Origin of the sequence: Microbacterium flavum (assembly GCF_018717645.1) — a bacterium.
Classification (GTDB): Bacteria; Actinomycetota; Actinomycetes; order Actinomycetales; family Microbacteriaceae; genus Microbacterium; species Microbacterium flavum.
In genome coordinates, this window is sequence record NZ_JAFLHG010000003.1 from 76,625 (window position 1) to 99,222 (window position 22,598).

26 protein-coding genes and 1 tRNA gene are annotated in these 22,598 nt (G+C 71.1%); 15 read left to right on the top strand and 12 right to left on the bottom strand.

The annotated features are described in order from the left end of the window. Positions 1-6: 6 nt before the first annotated feature. From J0P97_RS04040 to J0P97_RS04050, 3 genes are all read left to right on the top strand, one after another. Complete coding sequence (locus J0P97_RS04040) at positions 7-1,509, top strand: NAD(P)/FAD-dependent oxidoreductase (protein ID WP_282836909.1); 1,503 nt, start codon at positions 7-9, stop codon at positions 1,507-1,509. 95 nt (positions 1,510-1,604) lie between these two features. Continuing rightward, positions 1,605-1,677, top strand: a tRNA-Leu gene (locus tag J0P97_RS04045). Between the two features lie 156 nt (positions 1,678-1,833). Then, positions 1,834-2,724, top strand: coding sequence for an oxygenase MpaB family protein (locus J0P97_RS04050; protein ID WP_215486696.1), 891 nt, complete (start codon positions 1,834-1,836; stop codon positions 2,722-2,724). 81 nt (positions 2,725-2,805) lie between these two features. Here the strand turns inward: J0P97_RS04050 and J0P97_RS04055 are convergent, their stop codons facing one another. Continuing rightward, positions 2,806-3,015: a hypothetical protein gene (locus J0P97_RS04055; RefSeq protein WP_215486496.1), complete on the bottom strand. Its 210-nt coding sequence runs from the start codon at positions 3,013-3,015 to the stop codon at positions 2,806-2,808. Between the two features lie 134 nt (positions 3,016-3,149). Between J0P97_RS04055 and J0P97_RS04060 the strand changes: the two genes are divergently transcribed. Beyond that, on the top strand, positions 3,150-3,308 hold the full coding sequence (locus tag J0P97_RS04060; RefSeq protein ID WP_215486497.1) for a hypothetical protein: 159 nt from the start codon (positions 3,150-3,152) through the stop codon (positions 3,306-3,308). 41 nt (positions 3,309-3,349) lie between these two features. Here the strand turns inward: J0P97_RS04060 and J0P97_RS04065 are convergent, their stop codons facing one another. After that, positions 3,350-3,694 (bottom strand): DUF7882 family protein, encoded by a 345-nt coding sequence (locus J0P97_RS04065; protein ID WP_215486498.1) that lies wholly within the window; start codon positions 3,692-3,694, stop codon positions 3,350-3,352. Positions 3,695-3,842: 148 nt separating this feature from the next. Between J0P97_RS04065 and J0P97_RS04070 the strand changes: the two genes are divergently transcribed. From J0P97_RS04070 to ilvA, 7 genes are all read left to right on the top strand, one after another. After that, positions 3,843-4,190, top strand: a complete 348-nt coding sequence (locus J0P97_RS04070) for a hypothetical protein (protein WP_215486499.1) — start codon at positions 3,843-3,845, stop codon at positions 4,188-4,190. A gap of 8 nt (positions 4,191-4,198) precedes the next feature. Continuing rightward, entirely contained in the window at positions 4,199-4,528 is a 330-nt protein-coding gene (locus tag J0P97_RS04075) for a DUF7882 family protein (RefSeq protein WP_215486500.1), read from the top strand. A gap of 71 nt (positions 4,529-4,599) precedes the next feature. After that, positions 4,600-5,838 carry an amino acid deaminase/aldolase gene (locus J0P97_RS04080; RefSeq protein WP_215486501.1) on the top strand — a complete coding sequence of 413 codons (1,239 nt, stop codon included), beginning with the start codon at positions 4,600-4,602 and terminating at the stop codon, positions 5,836-5,838. Then, positions 5,835-7,148 (top strand): D-arabinono-1,4-lactone oxidase, encoded by a 1,314-nt coding sequence (locus J0P97_RS04085; RefSeq protein ID WP_215486502.1) that lies wholly within the window; start codon positions 5,835-5,837, stop codon positions 7,146-7,148. Before J0P97_RS04080 ends, J0P97_RS04085 begins: the two co-directional genes overlap by 4 nt. Before the next feature lie 84 nt (positions 7,149-7,232). Then, positions 7,233-7,799 carry a LemA family protein gene (locus tag J0P97_RS04090; RefSeq protein ID WP_215486697.1) on the top strand — a complete coding sequence of 189 codons (567 nt, stop codon included), beginning with the start codon at positions 7,233-7,235 and terminating at the stop codon, positions 7,797-7,799. 23 nt (positions 7,800-7,822) lie between these two features. Further along, a complete protein-coding gene (locus J0P97_RS04095; protein WP_372449673.1) occupies positions 7,823-8,989 on the top strand; it encodes an AI-2E family transporter in 1,167 nt (388 codons plus the stop codon). Further along, the gene (gene ilvA, locus J0P97_RS04100; RefSeq protein ID WP_215486504.1) at positions 8,986-10,230 is read left to right on the top strand and encodes a threonine ammonia-lyase; all 1,245 of its coding nucleotides are present in this window, start codon (positions 8,986-8,988) and stop codon (positions 10,228-10,230) included. The genes J0P97_RS04095 and ilvA overlap by 4 nt, the downstream gene beginning before the upstream one ends. 155 nt (positions 10,231-10,385) lie before the next feature. Here the strand turns inward: ilvA and greA are convergent, their stop codons facing one another. Both greA and J0P97_RS04110 read right to left on the bottom strand, forming a co-directional pair. After that, positions 10,386-10,874, bottom strand: a complete 489-nt coding sequence (gene greA, locus J0P97_RS04105; RefSeq protein WP_215486505.1) for a transcription elongation factor GreA — start codon at positions 10,872-10,874, stop codon at positions 10,386-10,388. 101 nt (positions 10,875-10,975) lie between these two features. After that, on the bottom strand, positions 10,976-11,395 hold the full coding sequence (locus J0P97_RS04110) for a DUF4307 domain-containing protein (protein ID WP_215486506.1): 420 nt from the start codon (positions 11,393-11,395) through the stop codon (positions 10,976-10,978). A gap of 112 nt (positions 11,396-11,507) precedes the next feature. Between J0P97_RS04110 and J0P97_RS04115 the strand changes: the two genes are divergently transcribed. Further along, positions 11,508-11,867 carry a hypothetical protein gene (locus tag J0P97_RS04115; RefSeq protein ID WP_372449671.1) on the top strand — a complete coding sequence of 120 codons (360 nt, stop codon included), beginning with the start codon at positions 11,508-11,510 and terminating at the stop codon, positions 11,865-11,867. A gap of 7 nt (positions 11,868-11,874) precedes the next feature. On the opposite strand, the gene trhA is transcribed toward J0P97_RS04115, so the two are convergent. After that, positions 11,875-12,579, bottom strand: a complete 705-nt coding sequence (trhA, locus tag J0P97_RS04120; protein ID WP_215486699.1) for a PAQR family membrane homeostasis protein TrhA — start codon at positions 12,577-12,579, stop codon at positions 11,875-11,877. A 177-nt stretch (positions 12,580-12,756) separates the two neighbouring features. On the opposite strand from trhA, the gene J0P97_RS04125 reads away from it, so the two are divergent. From J0P97_RS04125 to phoH2, 3 genes are all read left to right on the top strand, one after another. Further along, entirely contained in the window at positions 12,757-13,473 is a 717-nt protein-coding gene (locus J0P97_RS04125; protein ID WP_246539791.1) for an isoprenyl transferase, read from the top strand. Positions 13,474-13,502: 29 nt separating this feature from the next. Further along, complete coding sequence (locus J0P97_RS04130) at positions 13,503-14,915, top strand: aminotransferase class V-fold PLP-dependent enzyme (protein WP_215486508.1); 1,413 nt, start codon at positions 13,503-13,505, stop codon at positions 14,913-14,915. Positions 14,916-15,082: 167 nt separating this feature from the next. Next, positions 15,083-16,432 carry an RNA 5'-3' helicase PhoH2 gene (gene phoH2 / locus J0P97_RS04135; protein ID WP_215486509.1) on the top strand — a complete coding sequence of 450 codons (1,350 nt, stop codon included), beginning with the start codon at positions 15,083-15,085 and terminating at the stop codon, positions 16,430-16,432. A gap of 155 nt (positions 16,433-16,587) precedes the next feature. Here the strand turns inward: phoH2 and J0P97_RS04140 are convergent, their stop codons facing one another. The 7 genes from J0P97_RS04140 to xseA form a co-directional block, all read right to left on the bottom strand. Beyond that, positions 16,588-17,244 carry a response regulator transcription factor gene (locus J0P97_RS04140; RefSeq protein ID WP_215486510.1) on the bottom strand — a complete coding sequence of 219 codons (657 nt, stop codon included), beginning with the start codon at positions 17,242-17,244 and terminating at the stop codon, positions 16,588-16,590. Further along, positions 17,241-18,209 carry a sensor histidine kinase gene (locus tag J0P97_RS04145; RefSeq protein ID WP_282836875.1) on the bottom strand — a complete coding sequence of 323 codons (969 nt, stop codon included), beginning with the start codon at positions 18,207-18,209 and terminating at the stop codon, positions 17,241-17,243. The genes J0P97_RS04140 and J0P97_RS04145 overlap by 4 nt, the downstream gene beginning before the upstream one ends. A gap of 54 nt (positions 18,210-18,263) precedes the next feature. Further along, the gene (locus J0P97_RS04150; RefSeq protein ID WP_215486511.1) at positions 18,264-19,661 is read right to left on the bottom strand and encodes a class II fumarate hydratase; all 1,398 of its coding nucleotides are present in this window, start codon (positions 19,659-19,661) and stop codon (positions 18,264-18,266) included. A gap of 77 nt (positions 19,662-19,738) precedes the next feature. Beyond that, a complete protein-coding gene (locus tag J0P97_RS04155) occupies positions 19,739-20,338 on the bottom strand; it encodes a carbonic anhydrase (RefSeq protein ID WP_215486701.1) in 600 nt (199 codons plus the stop codon). A 47-nt stretch (positions 20,339-20,385) separates the two neighbouring features. Beyond that, a complete protein-coding gene (locus J0P97_RS04160; RefSeq protein ID WP_215486512.1) occupies positions 20,386-21,015 on the bottom strand; it encodes a DUF4245 family protein in 630 nt (209 codons plus the stop codon). Then, the gene (locus J0P97_RS04165) at positions 21,015-21,236 is read right to left on the bottom strand and encodes an exodeoxyribonuclease VII small subunit (protein ID WP_215486513.1); all 222 of its coding nucleotides are present in this window, start codon (positions 21,234-21,236) and stop codon (positions 21,015-21,017) included. The genes J0P97_RS04160 and J0P97_RS04165 overlap by 1 nt, the downstream gene beginning before the upstream one ends. Before the next feature lie 73 nt (positions 21,237-21,309). After that, entirely contained in the window at positions 21,310-22,584 is a 1,275-nt protein-coding gene (xseA, locus tag J0P97_RS04170; protein WP_215486514.1) for an exodeoxyribonuclease VII large subunit, read from the bottom strand. Positions 22,585-22,598: the final 14 nt, after the last annotated feature.

The following is a 22,598-nucleotide window of genomic DNA, read 5'->3' on the forward strand; positions in this document are numbered from 1 at the left end:
ACTCGCGTGCCCAAGATCCTCGTCGTCGGGGGCGGCTACGCCGGCTTCTACACCGCGTGGAAGCTCGAGAAGCACCTGCGCAAGGGGGAGGCGGAGGTCACCCTCGTCGACCCGCTGCCCTACATGACCTATCAGCCCTTCCTCCCCGAGGTCGCGGCCGGTGAGATCGAGGCCCGTCACGCGGTCGTCGGCCTGCGCCGTCACCTGAAGAAGACGCGCGTGGTCACCGCCAAGATCACGGGCATCGACCACGCGAACCGCTCCGCGACGGTCACGCCCGCGATCGGCGACCCCTGGCAGGAGTCCTACGACCAGATCGTCGTGACCGCCGGCGCCGTCTCGCGCACCTTCCCGATCCCGGGCATCGCCGACAACGCGATCGGGCTCAAGACGATCGAGGAGGCCGTCGCCGTCCGCGACCGCATCCTCACGAACTTCGATCTCGCCGCGAACCTTCCCGCCGGACCCGAGCGCGATCGCCTCCTGACCGTCGTCGTCGTCGGCGGTGGCTTCGCCGGCATCGAGGTGTTCGCCGAGATGCGAGCGCTCGCATCCTCGCTCCTGAAGAACTACCCGCAGCTGCGCTTCGAGGACACGCACTTCCACCTCATCGAGGCGATGGGCCGCATCATGCCCGAGGTGTCGCTGAAGACGAGCGAGTGGGTGCTGAAGGATCTCGCCAAGCGCGGTGCCAACGTGCACCTGGACACGCAGGTCAAGGGTGCGGTCGACGGGAACGTCGAGCTCTCCACCGGGGAGACCATCCCCTCCGGTCTCATCGTCTGGACCGCCGGTGTCATGGCGAACCCGACCGTCGTTCGCGGCAGCGACCTGCCCGTCGAGGAGCGCGGTCGCATCCGTGCGCGCGCCGATCTGCGCGTCGGCAGCGCCGAGGAGATCATCGACGGCGCCTGGGCTGCCGGTGACGTCGCAGCGGTGCCCGACCTCACGGGCAAGGGCGTCGGCGGCTACTGCGTGCCCAACGCACAGCACGCGGTGCGTCAGGCGAAGCTCCTCGCGAAGAACCTGGTCGGCGTCCTGCGCGGCGAGGTGCCGCGCGAGTACATCCACCACAACCTGGGCGCCGTTGCCGGCCTCGGTCTGTACAACGGTGTCTTCCAGTCCGGGAACATCGCGCTCAAGGGCTTCATCGCCTGGTGCGCGCACCGCGGCTACCACGGCATGGCCATGCCGTCGTGGGAGCGCAAGTGGCGCGTGATCGGCGACTGGTGGCACAACTTCTGGCTGAACCGCGACAACGTGTCGCTGGAGACGGTCCAGAACCCGCGTTACGTCTTCGAGGAGTTCGCCGCGCGCCCGCGTCCGGCCGCTCCCGCCGAGGCGCCCGCGGCGCCGGCTGCGCCCGTATCCCCCGCCATCGATCCGAAGTCGGTCGTCGGCGAGGACGCCCCGGTCGCCGGGGAGAAGGCGGGCGAGTCGGTGGACGCCGAGGCTGCCGCACCCGAGAAGAAGGCTCCCGCGAAGAAGAAGGCCGCGGCCAAGGCCTGAGCGGTTGCCGCGCGACTGAGCGAACCCCCGTCCCCGATCGTCGGGCGGGGGTTCGTCGTCCTGTCGGCGACGGCTCGACGGTAGCCTGAACGAAGGCCCCCGTAGCCCAATGGCAGAGGCAGGCGACTTAAAATCGCTGCAGTGTCGGTTCGAGTCCGACCGGGGGTACGACCGACTCCGCGGCCGTCGATCTGGATCCGCCGTCCGTCGTCGTCACCGCCGCCCCGCGCCCCTGTCCCCGGGGCGGGGGATGATGGTGGGGTGACCACGCCACGGAGCCCGGAGCCTCGCTCTCGCGCGACGCGCGGGCGGAGCAGGGGAGGTCTGCGCGCCCGCCTCCTGGTGCCGCTGTCGGGCGATCCCGAGGGGACTCCGCCGTGGGTCCTCCGGCTCGAGCGCGGCGACGATCGCGGGCTGTTCGAGGAGGACGGTGCGGCGTGGACGGTGCACGCCGGCATCCCGACGCTCGTCGCCGGCATCCGCGCTCTGCTCCTGCAGGCGCTCCACCCCGGAGCCATGGCCGGCGTCCACGATTGGTCGCGCTACCGCGAGGACCCGCTCGGACGCCTCTCCGGGACGGTCCGCTGGGTCATCTCGCTGACCTTCGGATCGCGGGAGCAGGTCGAGGTCGAACTCGGCCGCGTGGGACGCTTCCACTCCTCGGTGCGCGGGGAGTACGCCGCCGCCGACGGCGAGAGGCGCACCTACACGGCCGAGGATGCCGAGCTCGTCGAGTGGGTGCACCTCGCCTTCACGGATGCCTTCCTCACCGCGCACGAACGCTGGGGCGGCGCGATCCCCGGCGGTGCCGATGCCTATGTCTCGGAGTGGGCGACTGCGGGCCGACTGATGGGCGTCTCGGACCCTCCGCGGACGGCTGCGGAGCTGCACGCGCGCCAGCATCGCTTCCTCGCCGACGGGACGCTCCAGGGCGGCGAGCGGGTCGACGACGTCGTCCGCTTCCTCCGCGCGGTACCGGTCGAGGGCGTCGCCCTGCGGACCGGCTACCGCATCCTCTTCGCCGGAGCGGTGGCGACCATTCCGCGCGAGTACCGCCGCCTGCTGGGTGTGCGCCGCACGTGGCTGCCCGCCGTCGCCGCGACCCGGCTCGTCCTGCGCATCGCCGAGCGCGGGCTCGGAGCCGGGCCGCGCGCGCACGACATGGCCCGCCTCCGCCTGCGCAGACTGGATGCCGCGGCGGGGCCGACTCCCTGAGTCGCACCGACCCCTGACCCGCCCCCGGCCGAGAGCCACGCCGACCCCTGACCCCCCTGGCCGTCCCATGGAGCGGCCGGGCTACGGACGATGTCGCGTCGAGCGCTCGTTGCCCCGTCTGTAGTCACCGGTCACCCGCGCCATGACCTGCTGCGGGTCTCGACGGGCGATGTCGGTGAGGAACCTCGCCGCGGCCTCGCCGCGGAGGGTCGCTGCGAGCCGCCCGTGGTGACGCACCTCGACGCGCTCACCGTACCGCGCGTACTCGAACCCCGCCGCGTCTCCTGCCATGAGACCAGCATGCCCTGCCGGGGTGAGCCGCACGGCCGGCCGTCCGCGCGCTGGCGGCGCGCACCCGCGCGGGGCAGACTGGATCGCACCCTCCCGCGCGCCTGCGCGAGAGCGATGTGAGGAGAGGACCCGCCATGGGCCACGACAAGAACGACGAACTGCGCGACGAGCACGCGAGCCAGGAGGAGCACCGCCAGGGCCGCCGCGACGAGGCGTTCGCCGAGGGTGACGGCGCGGTCGATGACGCCGGTTCGCAGGACGAACGCCGCAAAGAGGGTCTCGACCGGTACTGACGGTCCCGACACCGGCGGTGCCGGAGTGAGGGCGAACCCGTTCAGCTCGCCGCGGACGGACCGGACGGCGTCGGCTCGGGGAGCAGGCGGAGTCCTCCGGTACTGCTGGCGGCCTGGCTCAGCTCCTCGAGCCACTCCCGGTTGAGCGCGCGGGAGCGCGGCCCGTCATAGCTGAAGTAGAGCGACGAGCTCTTCGAGATCCACACCGCGCCATGGTGGCCCGGGTCCGGCGAGCTGTCGTCGCCGTCGACCTCGGGCTCGTCGTCCCAGCTGAAGCTGAAGCTCTCATTCCGACGGATCTTGGTGATGATGACGGCCTGGAGGTGCGAAAGGCCCCAGTCGTCGATTCGGATGGCCGGTGCCACCCCGTAGATCATGTGTCCCATGGACGGCCCCCCTTCGATCGGTCGCGGCGTCCGCCACGATCCTACGGGGTCGATTTCCTCCGCGCGGGCGGGTTCGCGGGGGATAGCACATCGTCGTCCGAGGCGGAACGGGGTGCGATTGCGGGCGAGAAGTGGGTAAGCAGGTCTCATGGACAGGATCAGCTACGCGGGAGAGTCGCTCCTGACCGGAACGGGGATCGCCCGTGCCCTGTTCGACTACGCGCAGGCGCTTGCCGAGGTCGGCTCGTCCGGCTCCATCGAGATCCCCACCATCGACGCGAACGGCCACCGCGGGACGTCCGCGCTGCTCGTCGGGCCCTCGAGCCAGATCGTGAGCACGTCGATCGCCACCGACCTCGACGAGGTCGAGGATCCCGCTCTGGTCTCCCGGCTCACCGAACTCGCGGCGGGGCTCCGGGCGCAGGGCGGGCCGGCGCAGCATCCGCACGTCGAGGACGTGCCCCCGGGCGTCCTGCCCGCCGAGTACGGGATCTAGGCGCGACGGTGGGCCGCGTCATCTACGAGGACGTCGTTCGCGCCGAGTTCGACGACCGCCTCCTCGCCCACCTGCAGATCGTGATCGGCAACAAGCTGCGCCGCGACGAGCCGTTCTATTTCTCCTGGCGCGACGGCGCGTCGGAGGGACACGGCCGCACCTCGATCTGGGTGCACCCCGGCGCGAGCCTCGTCTTCAAGTACCTCGGCGGACGCCCCGCGAGCATCAACCCGGCGTGGCTCGATGCCCTGATGCGCGCAGCCAACGCGCCGGGAGGCCTCTACATCCTGCCGGAGCCCGCGGCGACGGGAGCCCCCGCGGACCCCGACGAGGCCTGAGCCGCCGGTCCGAACCGCGACGTCCTCCGACGCGCTCTAGGCTGGTGCCACCCGTGCGAAGGAGCCCGCCCATGAGCCTCGACCTGCTCGCCGCGCCGTCGACCACGACGACCGAGCCCTGGCGCGACACAGCCGCGTACTGGCGGGCACGCACCGATGCGGTGGCGGGCGTCTCCGGGCCTGTGGCATGCATCGACGTCGACGCCCTGCGGTACAACGCGCTCGATCTCGTCGTCCGCTCCGGCGGTGTCCCGATCCGCGTCGCGAGCAAGTCGATCCGCGTGCGCGAGGTGCTGGATGCCACGCTCGCGCTGCCGGGCTACCGCGGCATCCTCGCCTTCACGCTGCCCGAAGCGCTGTGGCTGGCCGAGACCCACGACGACATCGTGCTCGGCTACCCGAGCGTCGACCGCTCCGCGCTCGCGGCTCTCGCCGCCGACCCGGAGAAGGCAGCGCGCATCACCCTCATGGTCGACGATCTCGCGCAGCTCGACCTCGTCGACGCCGTCACCGCGCCCGGAGCCCGACCGGAACTGCGCGTCGCGATCGATGCGGATGCCTCCTGGCGATCGCCCGTGCTCGGGCACATCGGCGTGCGCCGCTCGCCCGTCCACGAGCCGGCGGAGGTCACCCGCCTCGCCCGGGCGATCGCGACCCGACCCGGCTTCCGCCTGGTCGGACTCATGATGTACGAGGCGCAGATCGCCGGTCAGCCGGACCGCACCGGAGCGCCGGAGGACACCGTCATCCGCTGGATGCAGCGGCGCTCGATCGAGGAGCTGCGCGAGCGGCGCGGCGCGATCGTCGCCACCGTCCGCGAGGTCGCCGACCTCGAGTTCGTCAACGGCGGCGGGACGGGCTCGCTCGAGTCGACCGCCGCAGACCCGGCGGTCACGGAGACGACGGCGGGGAGCGGACTGCTCGCCGGGCACCTCTTCGACCTGTACCGCGGCTTCTCCCTCGCTCCCGCGGCGGCGTTCGCGCTCGAGGTCGTCCGGCGCCCCACGCCCGACATCGTCACGGTGCTCGGCGGCGGATGGATCGCGTCGGGCCCCGCCGTCGCCTCGCGCCAGCCCTCCCCGGTGTGGCCCGCGGGGCTGCGCACCCTCGGCCGCGAAGGCGCGGGGGAGGTGCAGACCCCCCTGCAGGGTCCTGCGGCGCGGGCGCTCTCCCTCGGCGATCGGGTGTGGTTCCGCCATGCGAAGAGCGGCGAACTCGCCGAGCGTGTCGATCGGTACCGCCTCACGAGCGGTGACCGGCTCGTCGGGGAGGCGCCGACCTACCGCGGCGAAGGGAAGAGCTTCCTGTGACCCGACCCGCCGGAACCTGGCAGAACTGGGCGCGCTCGGAGCGCGTCCGCCCCCTCACCGTCGAATACCCCTCCACGATCGAAGCCGTCCGCCGCGCGGTGCGCTCCGCAGCCGCCCGAGGGCGACCGATCAAGGCCGTCGGCACGGGGCACAGCTTCAGCGGTATCGCCGTGGCGCCGGGCACCCTCCTCGAACTCACCGAGCTGTCGGGGCTCGTGTCGGTCGATCGGGAACGGCAGCGGGCGCGCCTTCTGGCCGGGACGCGCCTGCACCGCATCCCCGCGCTCCTCGCGCCGCACGGGCTGGCGATGACGAACCTCGGCGACATCGATCGCCAGTCGATCTCGGGCGCCATCTCGACGGGCACCCACGGCACCGGTTCGCTGTTCGGCGGCATCCCGACCCAGATCGTCGGCGTCACCCTCGTGACCGCGGACGGCGAGCTGCTCACCGTCGACGCGGACCACGAGCCGGAGCTCCTGCCCGCCGTGGCGCTCGGACTGGGCGCGCTCGGCATCCTCGTCGACGTGACGATCCAGTGCGTTCCGGCCTTCACTCTGCACGCGATCGAGCGGCCCGAACCGCTCGAGGCGGTCGTCGACGGGGTCATCGAGCGCGCAGCGGATGTCGATCACTTCGAGTTCTACTGGTTCCCGCACACCGACGTCGCCCTCACCAAGACGAACACCCGCCGGCCGGCCGATGAGGCCGTCGCGCCGCTCGGCCGGGTCTCCAAGATCGTCGATGACATCGTCGTCGGCAACGTCGTGCACCAGGCGGTCTGCAGCGCGGGCCGCACCGCCCCCGCGCTCATCCCCGGCATCAACCGCCTCTCCGCCAAGGTCTGGGGCGACCGCGCGTTCTCGGACCAGTCCCACCGCGTGTTCACGACCAGTCGCGGCGTCCGGTTCCGTGAGATGGAGTACGCCGTCCCCGTCGAGAACCTCGCCGCGGCCTTCCGCGGCATCCAGCAGGTCATCGCGCAACGCGACTGGCGGGTGGAGTTCCCGATCGAGGTGCGCACCGCGGCTGCGGACGACCTCTGGATGTCGACGGCATCGGGCCGCGCAAGCGGCTACCTGGCGGTCCACCGGTACTGGAAGACCGACCCGACCGCGTACTTCGCCGCCGTCGAAGAGGTCATGCTCGCCCACGGCGGCAGGCCGCACTGGGGCAAGATGCACACGCAGGATGCCGCGTCCCTGCGGGAGCGCTATCCGCGCTTCGACGACTTCGTCGCCCTCCGCGACCGGCTCGACCCGGACCGCCTCTTCCGCAATCCCTATCTCCAGCGCGTCCTCGGTGAGTAACGGCTGAGAACCCGGCCGCGCGCACGATGGCGTGGCCTGCGCCGCGGATAGGATGAGCACAGAATCGAGGGGAGCCCTATGGACATGGCCTGGCTGATCCCAGTGCTCATCATCGTCGCGCTGGTCGTGATCGTCGGTGTGTACCTCTGGGCGACGTACAACTCGCTCGTCGCGCTGAACGTCCGTGTCGACGAGGCGTGGAGCGACATCACGGTGCAGCTCAAGCGACGCGCGGATCTCCTGCCCAACCTCATCGAGACGGTCAAAGGCTATGCGGCGCACGAGAAGGCGGTCTTCGAGAACGTCACACGCGCTCGCGCCGAGACCCTCTCCGCCTCGTCGCCCGCCGACGCAGGCGTCGCCGAGGGACACATGCAGCAGGCGCTGAAATCCCTGTTCGCCGTCGCAGAGGCGTATCCGCAGCTGCAGGCGAGCCAGAACTTCCTCCAGCTGCAGCAGTCGGTCGTCGACACCGAGGACAAGATCCAGGCATCCCGCCGGTTCTACAACGGCGGTGTCCGCGAGCTGAACACGAAGATCAAGGTCTTCCCGAACAACATGTTCGCGCGCAGCCTCGGGTTCCACGAGCGCGAGTTCTTCGAGGTGACCGGGGGCGCCGCCATCGCCGAACCCCCGCGGATCCAGTTTTGAGCGACGAGAAGCCTCGTACTTCACTGCGGGACGCGATCCGCACCAAGACGGTGCGGGGTGAGATCGAGGAGACGCTGCCGCACGGCCTGCGTGTGATCACCGCCTACGCATGGCGCTTCGTCGTGATCGCGCTGGCGGCCGGCATCCTCATCTGGCTGGTCATCCAGCTGAAGCTCCTCGTCGTCCCGCTCTTCGTCGCGATCCTCGTGACGGCGCTCCTGTGGCCCGCGTTCACCTGGATGCTGCGCCGAGGGGTCCCGCGATGGCTCGCGATCGTCGTATCGGTGGTCGGGACGTTCGCCATCGTGGGCGGGCTCCTGTGGCTCGCGATCTGGCAGATCACCCGGGAGTGGTCGGATGTGCGGGAACGGACCCTGCAGTCGATCGGCCAGTTCCGTGACTACCTCATCGACGGGCCGCTCCATCTGACCGCGCAGCAGATCGACGCCCTGCTGCTGCAGGCATGGACCTTCCTGCAGCAGCAGGTGGACCTCCTGTGGTCGGGCGCCCTCGTCATCGGCTCCACGGTCGGCCACGTCGCCACCGGCGCCGTGCTGGCGCTGTTCATCCTCCTGTGCACCCTCGCCGACGGCGCCGGAATCTGGCGCTGGGTCGTGCGGCTCTTCCCGCGGCGCGCGCGCACCGACGTGGACGGTGCCGGGCGCGCCGGGTGGGCCACGGTCGTCACCTACGCCCGCACCCAGCTGCTCGTCGCGACGATCGACGCGATCGGCATCGGCCTCGGCGCGTTCCTGCTCGGGGTGCCGCTCGCCATCCCCATCGGCGTGCTCGTCTTCCTCGGTGCGTTCGTCCCGTTCGTCGGTGCGATCGTGACCGGCAGCCTCGCGGTCTTCCTCGCCCTCGTCTACAACGGCCCGTGGATCGCGCTGTGGATGGTCATCGTCGTTCTGGGTGTGCAGCAGCTCGAGGGCCACGTGCTCCAGCCGCTGCTCATGGGCTCGGCCGTGAAGGTCCATCCGCTCGCCGTCGTCCTCGTGGTCGCAGGCGGTGCGATGATCGCCGGGATCCCGGGCGCCCTGTTCGCGGTGCCGCTGGCCGCCTTCGTGAACGTCGTCGCGGTCTACCTCTCGGGCCGGAACGCGACCGGCTCACCACCGGACCCGGGCGACCTCGCGTCGCCAGAACTCATCTGGAGCACCGTTCCCCGCAGCAGGAGGAAGCCCGCGTGACCACCCCCATCACTTCTGCGATCCCGACACTCGCCGAGTTCGAGGATGCCGCCGCCGTCCTCCGCGATGTCGTCGTGCGGACGCCGTTCGACATCTCCGAGCATCTCAGCGACGTGCTCGGAGCTCCCGTGCACCTCAAGCTCGAGAATCTCCAGCGCACCGGCTCGTTCAAGATCCGCGGGGCGACCTACCGGCTCTCCCGCCTCACGGCCGAGGAGCGCGCGCGAGGCGTCGTCGCCGCATCCGCCGGCAACCACGCGCAGGGGGTCGCCCTCGCGGCGCAGAAGCTGGGCATCGCCGCGACCATCTTCATGCCGCTCGGCGTGCCGGTGCCGAAGCTGCTCGCGACGCGCGGATACGGCGCCGAGGTCGTCCTCGAGGGCGCGACCGTGGAGACGCCGCTGCGGCTGGCCGCCGAGTTCGCCGAGCGCACCGGTGCGGTGCTCATCCATCCGTTCGATCACCGCGACATCGTGATCGGGCAGGGAACCCTCGGCCTGGAGCTGTGGGACGCCGTGCCGGACCTCGACACCGTCATCGTCGGCATCGGCGGGGGAGGCCTCATCGCCGGCGTCGCCGCCGCCGTCAAGGCGCGCGCGGCGGCCGCGGGACGCACCGTGCGGGTCATCGGCGTGCAGGCTGAGAACTCCGCCGCGTACCCGTCGTCGCTCGCGGCGGGGGAGCCTCTCACGGTCGCGACGACGCCCACGATCGCTGACGGCATCGCCGTCGCCCGCCCCGGCGACCTCACGTTCGCGGTGATCCGCGAGCTCGTCGACGAGGTCGTGACGGTCAGCGACGACGACATCGCGCGCGCCCTGCTCATCCTTCTCGAGCGCGCGAAGCAGGTCGTCGAGCCCGCAGGGGCCGTCGGCGTGGCGGCGATCCTCTCCGGCAAGGTGGAGGCATCCGGCCCCACCGCGGTCGTGCTCTCGGGCGGCAACATCGATCCCCTCTTGCTGCAGCGGGTGGTCGCGCACGGGCTCGCGGCATCCGGACGCTACATGACGCTGCAGATCCCGCTGCCCGACCGACCCGGACAGCTGGCGCGGGTCTCCGAGCTCCTCGCCGTCGCGGGAGCGAACGTCACCGAGGTCCTGCACACGCGTCACGGACAGGGGCTGCAGATCAGCGAAGTGGTGCTGCAGCTGAGCGTCGAGACCCGAGGCGCCGAGCACCGCGCGCGCGTGATCGAGATCCTCACCTCGGCCGGCTTCACCCCGCGCGTCGTCGAGGACTGAGCGCCCTCGCGTTCGGCGGCGGCGCCGCGTTGTTCCGGGCTGCCGCCGGTCGCACTCATCGCCCGCGTGCGGCGACACCTCGGACGTCGTGGCCGGCGTGCCGGCTGAGCTCCGGACGCCCGGAGCGACCGAGACTCGAACCGATCGGGCTCGGGTCACTGACCGTGGTAGGTCTCCACCTTCACGATCTCGACGGAGATGTCGCGACCGTTCGGGGCGGTGTACGAGGTCTTCTCGCCCTCGGCGAGTCCGAGGATCGCCGCTCCCAGGGGGGACGCCTCGCTGTACACGTCGAGCTCGGAGCCCGCCGCGATCTCCCGGCTGCCGAGGAGGAAGACCTCTTCGCCGCCGGCGACGATCGCGGTGACGACGGTGCCGCCCTTGACCGTGCCATCCGACTCGGGGGCCTCGCCGACCACGGCATCCTTCAGCAGCGCCTGCAGCGTGCGGATGCGGGCCTCCTGCTTGCCCTGCTCGTCCTTGGCCGCGTGGTATCCGCCGTTCTCCTTGAGATCGCCCTCTTCACGGGCGGCCTCGATGCGCGACGCGATCTCCGTGCGCCCCGTCGTGGACAGGTGCTCGAGCTCTGCGGCGAGCCGGTCGTAGGCATCCTGCGTGAGGAAGGTGTCCGTGTTCTCAGCCACGTCTTCTCCTAGGTCTCCAGATGGCGGGGTGGGGGATGGGCTCCCGCGGGGGGTAAACCGAACGCCCCGGCCGGCAGCCGGGGCGCGTGTGTCGGAACAGCCTACGGGATCCAGCAGGAGGTCACCAAACCTGTGGTGGCCTCGGCGACGGTCGGGATCCGCTCGGAGAAGCTGCGGCTATGGGCGCTGTCGGCCGGGTACTCGACGACGCGCCAGCCCACGATGCCGTGCTCGACATCCTGGGCCTCGAGTGCACAGGTGACGGCCTCGTCACGGCGGAGCGTGACCTGGAACTGGAGGGTGACCGAGTGCGCGTCGTCGATCTGGAAGCCGATGGTGTCGATGTCGACGGAGTCCATCGACTGGGCGACGGTGTTCCACCCGAAGTACCCCACGAGCGCCACCGCGACCGCTCCCACGGCGACCCAGGCCCAGCGCCGGCCACCGCGCGATCGTCCATAGCGGTCGTCGAGCTCGGCACGCACCTCGGGTGAGGGCGGTGTCGGCGTCGTCGTGGTCATGTCGCGTCCCGGTGGAGGGGGGAGGGGTTTTAGGCTGGGTTCCAGGCTACGCGCTGCGCGCGCGGCCACCGAACCGAAGCCCCACGGCCGAGACCCGATGAACCGAGGAACGATGCACATTCCCCCCGCCGCACAGAACCCGATCGGCGCCGGCGAGGTCCTCGCTTCCGGCGGCGGGTGGTCAGCGGGGCTCGCGACGCCGTCGCCCTCGATGACCGTCGATCCCGATGTCGTCACGCCCGGCTTCATCGGGTTCGTCGCGATCGCCCTCATCGCGATCGTCGTGGTGTTCCTGATCATCGACATGCTCCGCCGCATCCGCCGTGCCGGCTACCGCGCCGACATCAACGAGCAGCTGGATGCCGAGGCCGAGGCCGAGCTGAACCGGCGCGAGGACGAAGCGGCGGCCGCGCCGGTCACCGATCACGATGCGTCGGATGACACCGACGCGGACGGTCCGGCCGCGCGCTGAGGCCCGCTCAGCCCGCGGCGCCCAGCGAGGGGACGACCGGGTCGAGGGCGATCAGCAGGCACGCGGTCCAGTGGCAGAGGAACGCGAGCACCGTGCAGACGTGGAAGATCTCGTGGAAGCCGAAGTGTCCGGGCCACGGGTTGGGCTTCTTGAGCGCGTAGCAGACGGCGCCGCCCGTGTAGAGGAGCCCGCCGACGATGACGAGCACCATCATGGCGGCGTTCGCCTGGAAGAGGTCGACCATGTACAGCACGGCCGCCCAGCCCAGCAGCAGATACAGCGCGACGTAGAGCCAGCGCGGTGCACCCATCCAGAAGACGCGGAAGAGGATGCCGAGAAGCGTCCCCGACCAGACGAGGATCAGCAGCAGCGCGCCCTTCTGCGGCGCCAGCGCGAGCACCGCGAGCGGGGTGTAGGTTCCCGCGATCAGCAGCATGATGTTCGCGTGGTCGATCCGCTTGAGGACGGCCTTGGTCTTCGGATCCCAGTCGAAGCGGTGGTAGAGCGCCGAGTTGCCGAACAGCAGCACAGAGGTCGCCATGAAGACCGCCGAGGCCCACTTGGCCGCCGCGCCGTCGGCCAGCACGATGAGCACGATGCCGGCGGCGATCGCGACGGGGAAGGTCGCGGCGTGGATCCAGCCGCGCCACGTCGGTTTGAGCTCGACCTGCGCGCTGACGGCTGCCGCCTCCACGAGGGGCAGCTGGGGCATCTCGACGCCCTCATCGGGAACGTGTTCGGGCACGCTCCGAGACTACGCGCGCGCGTATGCCCGGCTCCACATACGGGTACGACGCGCCGTGCGGAGTAGCGTAGGGGCGTGACTGCGCACAGAGCCGGCGAGGGCAGAGGACTCCTGTATCGCCTGTACAGCTCTCGGCTGCGCCGCATGCTCACTCCCGAGTCGGTGCCCCACCACGTCGCGATGATGATCGACGGCAACCGGCGGTGGGCGCGTCAGGCCGGACTTCCCTCCGTGGCGCACGGGCACCGCGCCGGAGCGGCGAAGATGCACGAGTTCCTGCGCTGGTGCGACGACCTCGGCATCCGCGTGGTCTCGCTCTACCTGCTCTCCAACGACAACCTCCGCAAGCGCGATTCGCGCGAGCTCTCCGACCTCATCGAGATCATCGCCGAGCTCGCCGACGAACTCTCCCACGAACCCGGGTGGCGCGTGCAGATCGTGGGCCGCTCCGATGCGCTGCCGCCCGAGCTCGCCCGGGTGCTGCAGACCGCGCAGGAGCGGACGGCCGGCAACACCGGCCTGCACGTCAACCTCGCCGTCGGCTACGGAGGGCGCGGGGAGATCGTGGATGCCGTGCGCAGCATCATCGCCCAGCACGATGAGCGCGGCGGGTCGCTCGAAGAGCTGGCCGCGAGTCTGACTCCCGAGCAGATCGGCGAGCACCTGTACACCGGGGGCCAGGCCGATCCCGACCTCGTCATCCGCACCTCGGGGGAGCAGCGACTGAGCGACTTCCTGCTCTGGCAGTCCGCCCACTCGGAGTTCTACTTCGTCGAGGCGCTGGGTCCGGACCTGCGCGAAGTCGACTTCCTGCGGGCGATCCGCGACTTCGCGACGCGGGACCGTCGCTTCGGGAGCTGATCCAGGCGGTCGTGGGACTGCGTGTCAGAATGGAGCCCGTGAGCGAACTGGAGCCCTTGATCTCGTCGTTCGACCTCGCGGCGGGATACCTCGACTGGGCGCGCTTCGGTCCGCTCTCTCCGGCGGTGCGTGCAGAGCTGCACGCCGATGCGGAGCTTCTCGGGACCGGCCGTGCGGCGGGAACGGAGATGGTCGCTGCCCGCGTCGAGGAGGCACGTGAGCTGGTGGCGCAGCTCCTCGGCCTGCCCACCGACGAGGTGGTGCTGCAGCCCTCGACGACGCATGGGCTCGCACAGGCGATGTTCGGCCTCGAGGGCACGGTCATCGTGCCCGCTCGGGACTTCCCCTCAGTGCGTGTCACCGCCCATCGCGCGGCGGACGCCCGGGGCGTCCTGACCGTGCGCGAGATCGACCCGGCGGACGGCATCGTGACGGCGGAGGCTGTCGCCGACGCCCTCGACGACAGCGTCACGGCCGTCGCTCTGAGCCTTGTCGACTTCCGCACCGGCGCCCTCGCGGATCTCGCCGCCCTGCGCGACGCGGTCGGCGACCGCCTGCTCATCATCGACGCGATCCAGGCGTTCGGCGTCGTGGACCCCGACTGGACGCTCGCCGACGTCATCACCGGCAACGGCTACAAGTGGCTGCGCGCCGGGCGCGGCACGGGGTTCGCCCGCTTCTCCCCGGCGGCGCGCGCACGCATCGCGCCCGTCCTCTCCGGGATCTCCGGGATGGTGGGTGATGCCTCGGTCCTCGGCATCCCGTCCGCGCGGGACGGAGCCGCGGCGTATTCGGTGGCGCCGTCCGACCCGCTCGCCGCGGCGCGCCTCGCCACCTCGGTCCGCGAGATCCTCGATGCCGGGGTCGCGGATGTCGCCGCCGAGGTGCGCGCCCGCGCAGCGGATGTCATCGCTCTCGCCGACCGCTACGACATCCCCGTGATCACGCCCCGGGACGCGCACGCCGGCATCATCGCCCTCGCGCCGCGGGATCCCTCCGCCCTCGCCGCGGCGCTCGCGAACCACGGCGTCACGGTGACCGCCCGCGGGACGACGGTGCGGGTGTCGGCTCACGTCGGCACGGGCGCCGACACCCTGCACCTCCTCGGCGACGCCTTCGCCGACGCGGCGACCTCGGGGCGCGTCGTCGCGGCGGAGTACGGCCGGGACAGCGTCGAGGCTGACCTGCCCGCGATCATCACGATCGACCTCCCCGACGACGACCCGGCACAGCTCGCGGACGCGGTGTTCGAGGAGGTCGCGCACGCCGAGATCGAGGAGCCCGAGGTCGCGCACGCCGAGTTCGCCGAGTCCGAGGTCGCGCACGCCGAGCTCGACGAGGCCGAGGTCGAGCACGCCGTCATCGACGAGGCCGATGAACACGACCGCGCCGGCGACGAGCGCCGCGATGAGATCGTGATCACCGTCGTCGACGAGAGTTAACGCGCCCGCAACCTTCCGGCGGCGTGTCGGTTTCGCCGTGGCATCCGGGGTCGACGTACGGTCGACACATCGGGCAAGGTGCCCGGTCGAGTCGGCCTTCCACTGACTCGTGGCTCACGGCCGACTCGAGATTCCGGGTGGTGACACACCCGGGACGGGAGCGGGTTGTGACCACACGAGTTCCACTTCAGCAGCAGGGCATCGACGAGGCCGCGGAGGTGGAACAGGATCTGCGCACCTACGTCCTGGACACCTCGGTGCTGCTGAGCGACCCGCGGGCCTTCTTCCGCTTCGCCGAGCACTCCGTCGTCGTCCCGGTGGTCGTCATCACCGAACTCGAAGGCAAGCGCCACGACCCCGAGCTGGGCTATTTCGCCCGCCAGGCGCTGCGCCACCTCGACGAGCTGCGCGTCGAGCACGGCCGTCTCGACTTCCCCGTGCCGGTGGGCGCGGGAGGGACGCTCCGCGTCGAGCTCGCCAACACGGATGCCTCGGTGCTCCCGCAGGGCATGCGCCTGAGCGACAACGACACGCGCATCCTCGCGGTCGCGATGCATCTCGCCCAGGACGGACAAGAGGTCACCGTCGTCTCGAAGGACCTGCCGATGCGGGTCAAGGCGGCATCCCTCGGCATCCACGCGGAGGAGTATCTCGCCGAGCAGGCCGTGGACAGCGGGTGGACCGGAATCGCCGACCTGAACGTGTCCGGCGACGACATCAGCGACCTCTACGAGTCGGAGGTGGCCTCCAGCGATGCCGTGCGCGGCCTTCCGGTGAACACCGGCCTCATCATCCACTCCGAGCGCGGCTCCGCCCTGGGCCGGGTCACCAGCGACGGCGCCTACCGCCTCGTGCGCGGCGACCGCGACGTGTTCGGCCTGCACGGGCGCTCCGCGGAACAGCGGATCGCGATCGACCTGCTGCTGGATCCCGAGGTCGGCATCGTCTCGCTCGGTGGCCGGGCGGGCACCGGCAAGTCCGCCCTCGCACTCTGCGCAGGCCTGGAGGCGGTCCTCGAGCGGCAGCAGCAGAAGAAGGTCATCGTCTTCCGCCCCCTGTTCGCCGTCGGCGGGCAGGAGCTCGGGTACCTGCCGGGCGACCAGGCAGAGAAGATGAACCCGTGGGGGCAGGCGGTCTTCGACACGCTCGGCTCGGTCGTCTCGGGCAACGTGCTCGAGGAGGTCGTGGCGCGCGGGCTTCTCGAGGTGATGCCGCTGACGCACATCCGCGGCCGGTCGCTGCACGACGCGTTCGTGATCGTCGATGAGGCGCAGTCCCTCGAGAGGAACGTGCTGCTCACGGTCCTCAGCCGGATGGGGCAGAACTCGCGCGTCATCCTGACGCACGATGTGGGCCAGCGCGACAACCTGCGGGTCGGTCGCCACGACGGCATCGCCTCGGTCATCGAGACCCTCAAGGGCCACGACCTGTTCGGGCACGTCACCCTGACCCGCTCCGAGCGCTCCGCGATCGCCGCCCTCGTCACCGACCTGCTGGAGCAGGGCGAGCTCAGCTGACGCGAGCCCCGGCATCCTCCCCGCCGAGTGTCCACGACACGCGGAGGCGGGGGATGCCGGGCCCGCGTGTTCTGGACACTCGGCGAAGGGCGATCGGCGAAGGGCGAAGGGCGGCGGGACGGGACGGGGCGGCCGGCAGCCGGGCCGGGGATGCGCTACTCCCAGCGGTAGCCCTCGCCGCGGACCGTGACGATGTGGTCGCTGCCGATCTTTCCGCGCAGGTAGCGCACGTAGACGTCGACGACGTTCGAGCCCGGGTCGAAGTCCATGCCCCAGATGCGGCTCAGCAGCTGCTCGCGGGTGAGCACCGTGTTCGGATGCCGGAGGAACTGCTCCGCGAGGGCGAACTCGCGCGCGGAGAGGTCGATCTCGCGCCCGGCGACCATCGTCCGGCGGGCGAGGAGATCGACGGTGACGTCGCCGTGCGTGAGGACCATGGAGATGGCACCGGTGCGCTCGCGCAGCCGTGAGCGGACCCGGGCGAGGAGTTCGGCGACGGAGAACGGCTTCGGGACGTAGTCGCTCGCGCCCGCGTCGAGACCCTGGATCGTGTCCGAGGTCCCCGACCGGGCGGTCAGCATGATCACGGGCATCCGGCCGCCCTGCCCGCGCAGGGATCGCAGCACCTCGAACCCGTCCATCGACGGCAGGCCGACATCGAGGATGACGAGGTCCACGTCGCCCGCGAGGGCGATGTCCAGCGCCGCCTGGCCGTCGTCGGCGGTCACCGTCTCGAACCCCTCGGCGCGGAGGGCGCGGGTGACGAGCGAGACGATGTGCGGTTCGTCGTCGACCACGAGGATGCGGGTCATCCGGAGGCCTCTCGTTGGATCACGACGTCGCCGGCGCGCACCGGCATCGGAAGGGAGGCGCGCGTCCCGAGCGGGATCTCGACCGTGAGGGTGGCGCCGCCGCGCGGAGTGTCCGTCACGATGCAGCGGCCGCCATGGGCTCTGGCGATCGTGTCGACGATCGCCAGCCCCAGGCCCGAGCCACCCACCGTGCGCTTGCCCGCGCCGCGGTCGAAGCGTCGGAAGACGCGGTGGCGCATCGCGTGCGGGATGCCGGGCCCGTGATCGCGCACCCACAGCTGCGCGCCGGACGGATGCACGGCGCTGCCGATCTCGATCGCGGTGCCCGGCGGCGTGTATTTCGCCGCGTTGTCCGCGAGCTGCAGCCAGGCCTGGAGGAGCCGGTCGCGGTCGCCGCGGATGAGGCCCGCGGCGCTCTGCTCGACGCTCCAGGTGTGGCCGGGGATGACGGCGACGAGTTCCGCGACCCGCTGCGTCAGCACGGCGAGGTCGACGTCGGTGATCGTGAAGTTGTCGGCTTCGACCGCGGCGAGCAGGTCGATGTCGCCGATGAGGCGGGTCATGCGGTCGAGTTCGGCGATTCCGAGGGCACGCGTCGCGGCGACATCCGTCGGATCCTGCGGATCCATGATCTCGAGGTGGCCGCGGACGATCGTGATCGGTGTCTTCAGCTCGTGGCGGACATCGTCCAGGAGCCGGCGCTGGGCGTCGAAGGAGATGTCGGCGACGTCGGCCGGCCCGGGCGGGGGGACGAGCACCGTCCACCCCACGACGCCCGTGACGACGGTGGTCGCGACTGCGCCGATGCCGTAGACGGCGACGGCGCCCCAGGAGACGTCGGACGATGACAGGGTCAGCACGCCGAGGACGGCCAGTGCCGTCACCGCGAAACCGGCGCCGACGATCGTCAGCAGGAGGCTGAGCGTTCGGGAGCGACGGTGCGGCGCGGCCGGCGAGCGGTTCACCCTGTCATTATGGACCCGCGCATCCGACCCGCGGGATCGCGCATCCAGGGCCGGTCAGCCCGGGTGGGTCATCGAGAGCAGATCGAGCTTCTCGTCGAGCTGCGCTTCGGTGAGGTCCCCCCGCTCGACGTAGCCGAGATCGATGACCGCCTCGCGCACCGTGATGCCCTTCGCCACGGCGTGCTTGGCGATCTTGGCGGCCGCCTCGTAGCCGATCAGCTTGTTGAGCGGGGTCACGATCGACGGGGACATCCCGGCGAACGCGGCGGCCCGCTCTCGGTTGGCCTCGAGGCCGTCGACCGTCTTGTCGGCGAGGACCCGCATCGCGTTGGAGAGGAGGCGGATCGACTCGAGCAGCGCCGTGCCCATGACGGGGATCGCGACGTTGAGCTCGAACGAGCCGGAAGCCCCCGCCCACGCGACCGTCGCATCGTTGCCGATCACGCGGGCGCACACCATGAGCGTCGCCTCGGGGACGACGGGGTTGACCTTGCCGGGCATGATCGAGGAGCCCGGCTGAAGGTCGGGGATGTGGAGCTCGCCGAGACCCGTGTTGGGGCCCGACCCCATCCAGCGGATGTCGTTGTTGATCTTGGTGAGCGAGACGGCGATGGTGCGAAGAGCCCCGGATGCCTCGACGAGGCCGTCACGGTTCGCCTGCGCCTCGAAGTGGTCCTTCGCCTCGGTGATCGGGAGCTCGGTCTCGGCTGCGAGCAGCTCGATGACCTTCTGCGGGAAGCCGGCGGGCGTGTTGATGCCGGTGCCGACGGCGGTGCCGCCGAGGGGCACCTCACCGACGTGCGGGATGACGGCCTGGACGCGCTCGATGCCGAGACGGATCTGGCGCGCATAGCCGCCGAACTCCTGGCCGAGGGTGACGGGCGTCGCGTCCATGAGGTGCGTGCGGCCCGACTTCACGGCATCCTTCCACAGCTCCGCCTTGGCCTCGAGGGCGACGGCGAGATGGTCCAGCGCGGGGATCAGGTCGTCGATGAGCGCCTGCGTGACGGCGATGTGCACCGACGTCGGGAAGACGTCGTTGGAGGACTGAGAGGCGTTCACATGGTCGTTCGGGTGCACCGACGCGCCGAGCTTCCGCGTGGCGAGAGTCGCGAGGACCTCGTTCATGTTCATGTTCGACGAGGTGCCCGACCCCGTCTGGTAGGTGTCGACGGGGAACTGGTCGTCGTAGCCGCCCGCGATGACGTCGTCGGCCGCGGCGGCGATCGCATCGGCGATGCCGCCGTCGAGGGTGCCGAGCGCCTTGTTCGCGAGGGCGGCGGCCTTCTTGATCCGTGCGAGCGCGGCGATCTGCGCGGACTCGAGCCCCGAGCCGGAGATCGGGAAGTTCTCCACGGCGCGCTGGGTCTGCGCGGCGTAGAGCGCGTTCTTCGGAACGCGGACCTCGCCCATCGTGTCGTGCTCGATGCGGTATTCGGTGGTGTCGGTCATGTCACGTCCTCGTGTCTGGGGAAGAAATCTGGGGGAGAAAATCAGGGGGGGAAGTCCGAAAGTGCGGGCCGAAGGGCTCAGCCGTCGATGCCGACGCTCACGTGGGGCACGGCGGTGCCCTCGCTCAGGCGGTAGTTCGCGCCCACGATGCCGAGGCGTCCCTCGTCCACCGCGTCGGCGATGAGCCGGGAGGAGGCGAGGAGGTCGTCGATGGTGTTGCGCAGATGCACGATGCCGACATCTTCGGCATCCAGCTGCCGCGGGTCGACGCCGCCGCTCTCGCGCAGGACGGTCCGCGCCGCAGGAACGATCTTCGCGATGAGGCGCCAGATGTTCGAGGGGAGCTCGGGGCTCTCGAGGGCCGTCGAGTCGATCGCGGCGCGCACGGCGCCGCACGCGTCGTGCGCGAGCACGATGATGAGGGGTACCTCGAGAGCGGCGACGGCGTACTCGAGGCTCGCGATCGCCGAGTCCGACGCCACCTGACCGGCGTTGCGGACCACGAAGAGGTCGCCGAGGCCCTGGTCGAAGATGATCTCCGCGGCCAGACGCGAGTCGGCGCAGCCGAAGAGGGCGGCGCGCGGCGTCTGCGCTGCCGCGAGCACATGCCGCCGTTCCACATCCTGATTGGGATGGTGCGGCTCTCCCGCGACGAAGCGCGCATTGCCCGCGCGCATGTCCTCCCACACCTCGTCGGGCGTCTCGCGCGGAGTGGCGGTGGCGGTCACGGTGTCTCCTCCCGCAGAGCGCGGATCTGGTCGGCGATGCCCTCGGCGGCGATCGCGGCGGTCGCGGCGTCGGTGGCGCCGTAGACGAGGACGGTGTCCGTGCCGGCATCCGTCGACAGTCCGTAGGAGACCGAGTCGGTGCGCCCGGCCGACGGGATGCGGTACTCGTCCCAGGTGATGCCGGCGATCGTCACCGATCCCGTCGGCGCGTACCCGCCCAGTTCGCGTGCCGCCCACCCGTCGGGGGCGTCGATGGCCTGCGCGACGCGCACGAACCCCGATGGCGGGGCGTACACGACCCGCCACATGTCGCCCTCGAGGCGGGCGGAGTTGGCGCGCCAGTCGGCGGGCACGACCGGGACGATGACGGTGTGGCCCACTGAGGAGGAGACGGTCGCGGCGGCGGCGGCGGCGACATCGACCGGCTCGGGTTCGGCGAGTGTGCCGCGGGGCACGCCGATCGCGATGATCGCGACGACGGCGACGGTGATCAGGAGTGCCGCGATGAGGTTGCGGAAGGTCTTGCTGGAGCGGTACGCGGCCGACGACGCGGCCTTGCGGTCGGCCGTCTCCTGCGGGGTCTCGGGGCGCCCGAGCTCCGCGACGATGCGAGGGCCGGATGCCATCACGCGCCCGCGTCCGTCGGTCGGGCCGCGTCCAGCAGACGCTTGGCGCCGACGAGCCACTCCTCGCAGCGCGCCGCGAGTGCCTCTCCGCGGGTCCAGAGCGTCAGCGACTCCTCGAGCGTCGGAGCGCCCTGCTCGAGCTCGGCGACGACCCGCACGAGCTCGTCACGGGCCTGCTCGAACGACAGGCCCGCCACATCGGAAGTGGCGTCGGCAGTCATGGCATCCATCCTAGAGCGGCGCGAGGGGTCCCTTGAGCCTGCCGGGAGGCTCAGGAGGGGTGTCGGAACGGGCTCAGGCGCCCTGTTCGGCGACAGGTCCCTCGGAACGCGCGGCGAAGGACCCCTCCGCCACCGTGACGACGACGGCCGCCCCGGCGGGGGCCTGCGCCGCGTCGCGGACGATGACCCCGCCGGTCGTATGGGCGATCGCGTACCCGCGGGAGAGCGTCGCGCCGGGGGAGAGGGCGCGCAGCGACGCCTGCAGCTGGGCGAGCCGGCGCTCTCCCTCGTGCACGCGCCGGGTCACGACGTCGCACCCGCGCGCCGTCAGGGCGAACAGTTCGTGCGAGCGGGCGACCAGCATGCCTTCCGGGGCACGGAGGACGGGCCGGCTGCGCAGCTGGTCGAGCTGCGAGATGTCGTGCGAGATGCGCTGGGTCAGACGCGTGCGTGCGCGGCTGCGCAGCTGCTGGACGATCGCGCGCTGCTCGGCGACGTCGGGGACGACGCGCTTGGCGGCATCGGTCGGCGTCGAGGCGCGGAGATCGGCGACGTCATCGAGGAGCGGATGGTCGTTCTCGTGCCCGATGGCCGACACGACGGGCGTCGTCGCGGCGGCCACGGCGCGCAGCAGCTTCTCGTCGCTGAAGCCGAGAAGGGTCTGCGGATCGCCGCCGCCGCGGGCGATGACGATGACATCGACCTCCGGGTCGGCATCGAGGGTGCGCAGCGCGGCGATCGTCTCCGGCACGCACCGATCCCCCTGGACCGCGGCATGGATCGTCCGGAACCGGACGTGCGGCCAGCGGAGCTCGGCGTTGCGGTGCACGTCGCGCTCCGCGTCGCTGCGCTCGCCGGTGATCAGGCCGATGACGTGGGGGAGGAACGGCAGACGCCTCTTGCGGGCGGGATCGAACAGGCCCTCCGCGCGCAGCTGGGCGCGCAGGCGCTCGAGCCGCTCGAGCTGGTCGCCGAGGCCCGTGTGCCGCATCGCGGAGACCGTGAAGGTGAAGTCCCCCGACTTCACGAAGTAGTCGCTCTTCACGCACGCGACGACGCGATCGCCGAGCTTCAGGTCGTCGGGGAGGCGCTGGAGCGTCGAGGACCAGAGCCGGAAGGAGATCAGCGCCTCGCCCGAGGCATCCTTCAGCCGGCCGAAGACATGCCCGCCGCGCAGATTCCAGCCGGTGATCTCGCCCTCGACCCACACCGAGCCCCAGTTCGCCACGAAGCCGCGGATGGTCTCGTTCAGGCGCGAGATCGAGGTCGGGGTCTCGGGCGAGGAGTCGCGAGGATGGACGGAATCGGGTGGCGGAGCTGTGCCCGGAGCCGGTTCGAACGTCGTCATCGCTGCCTCTCCTG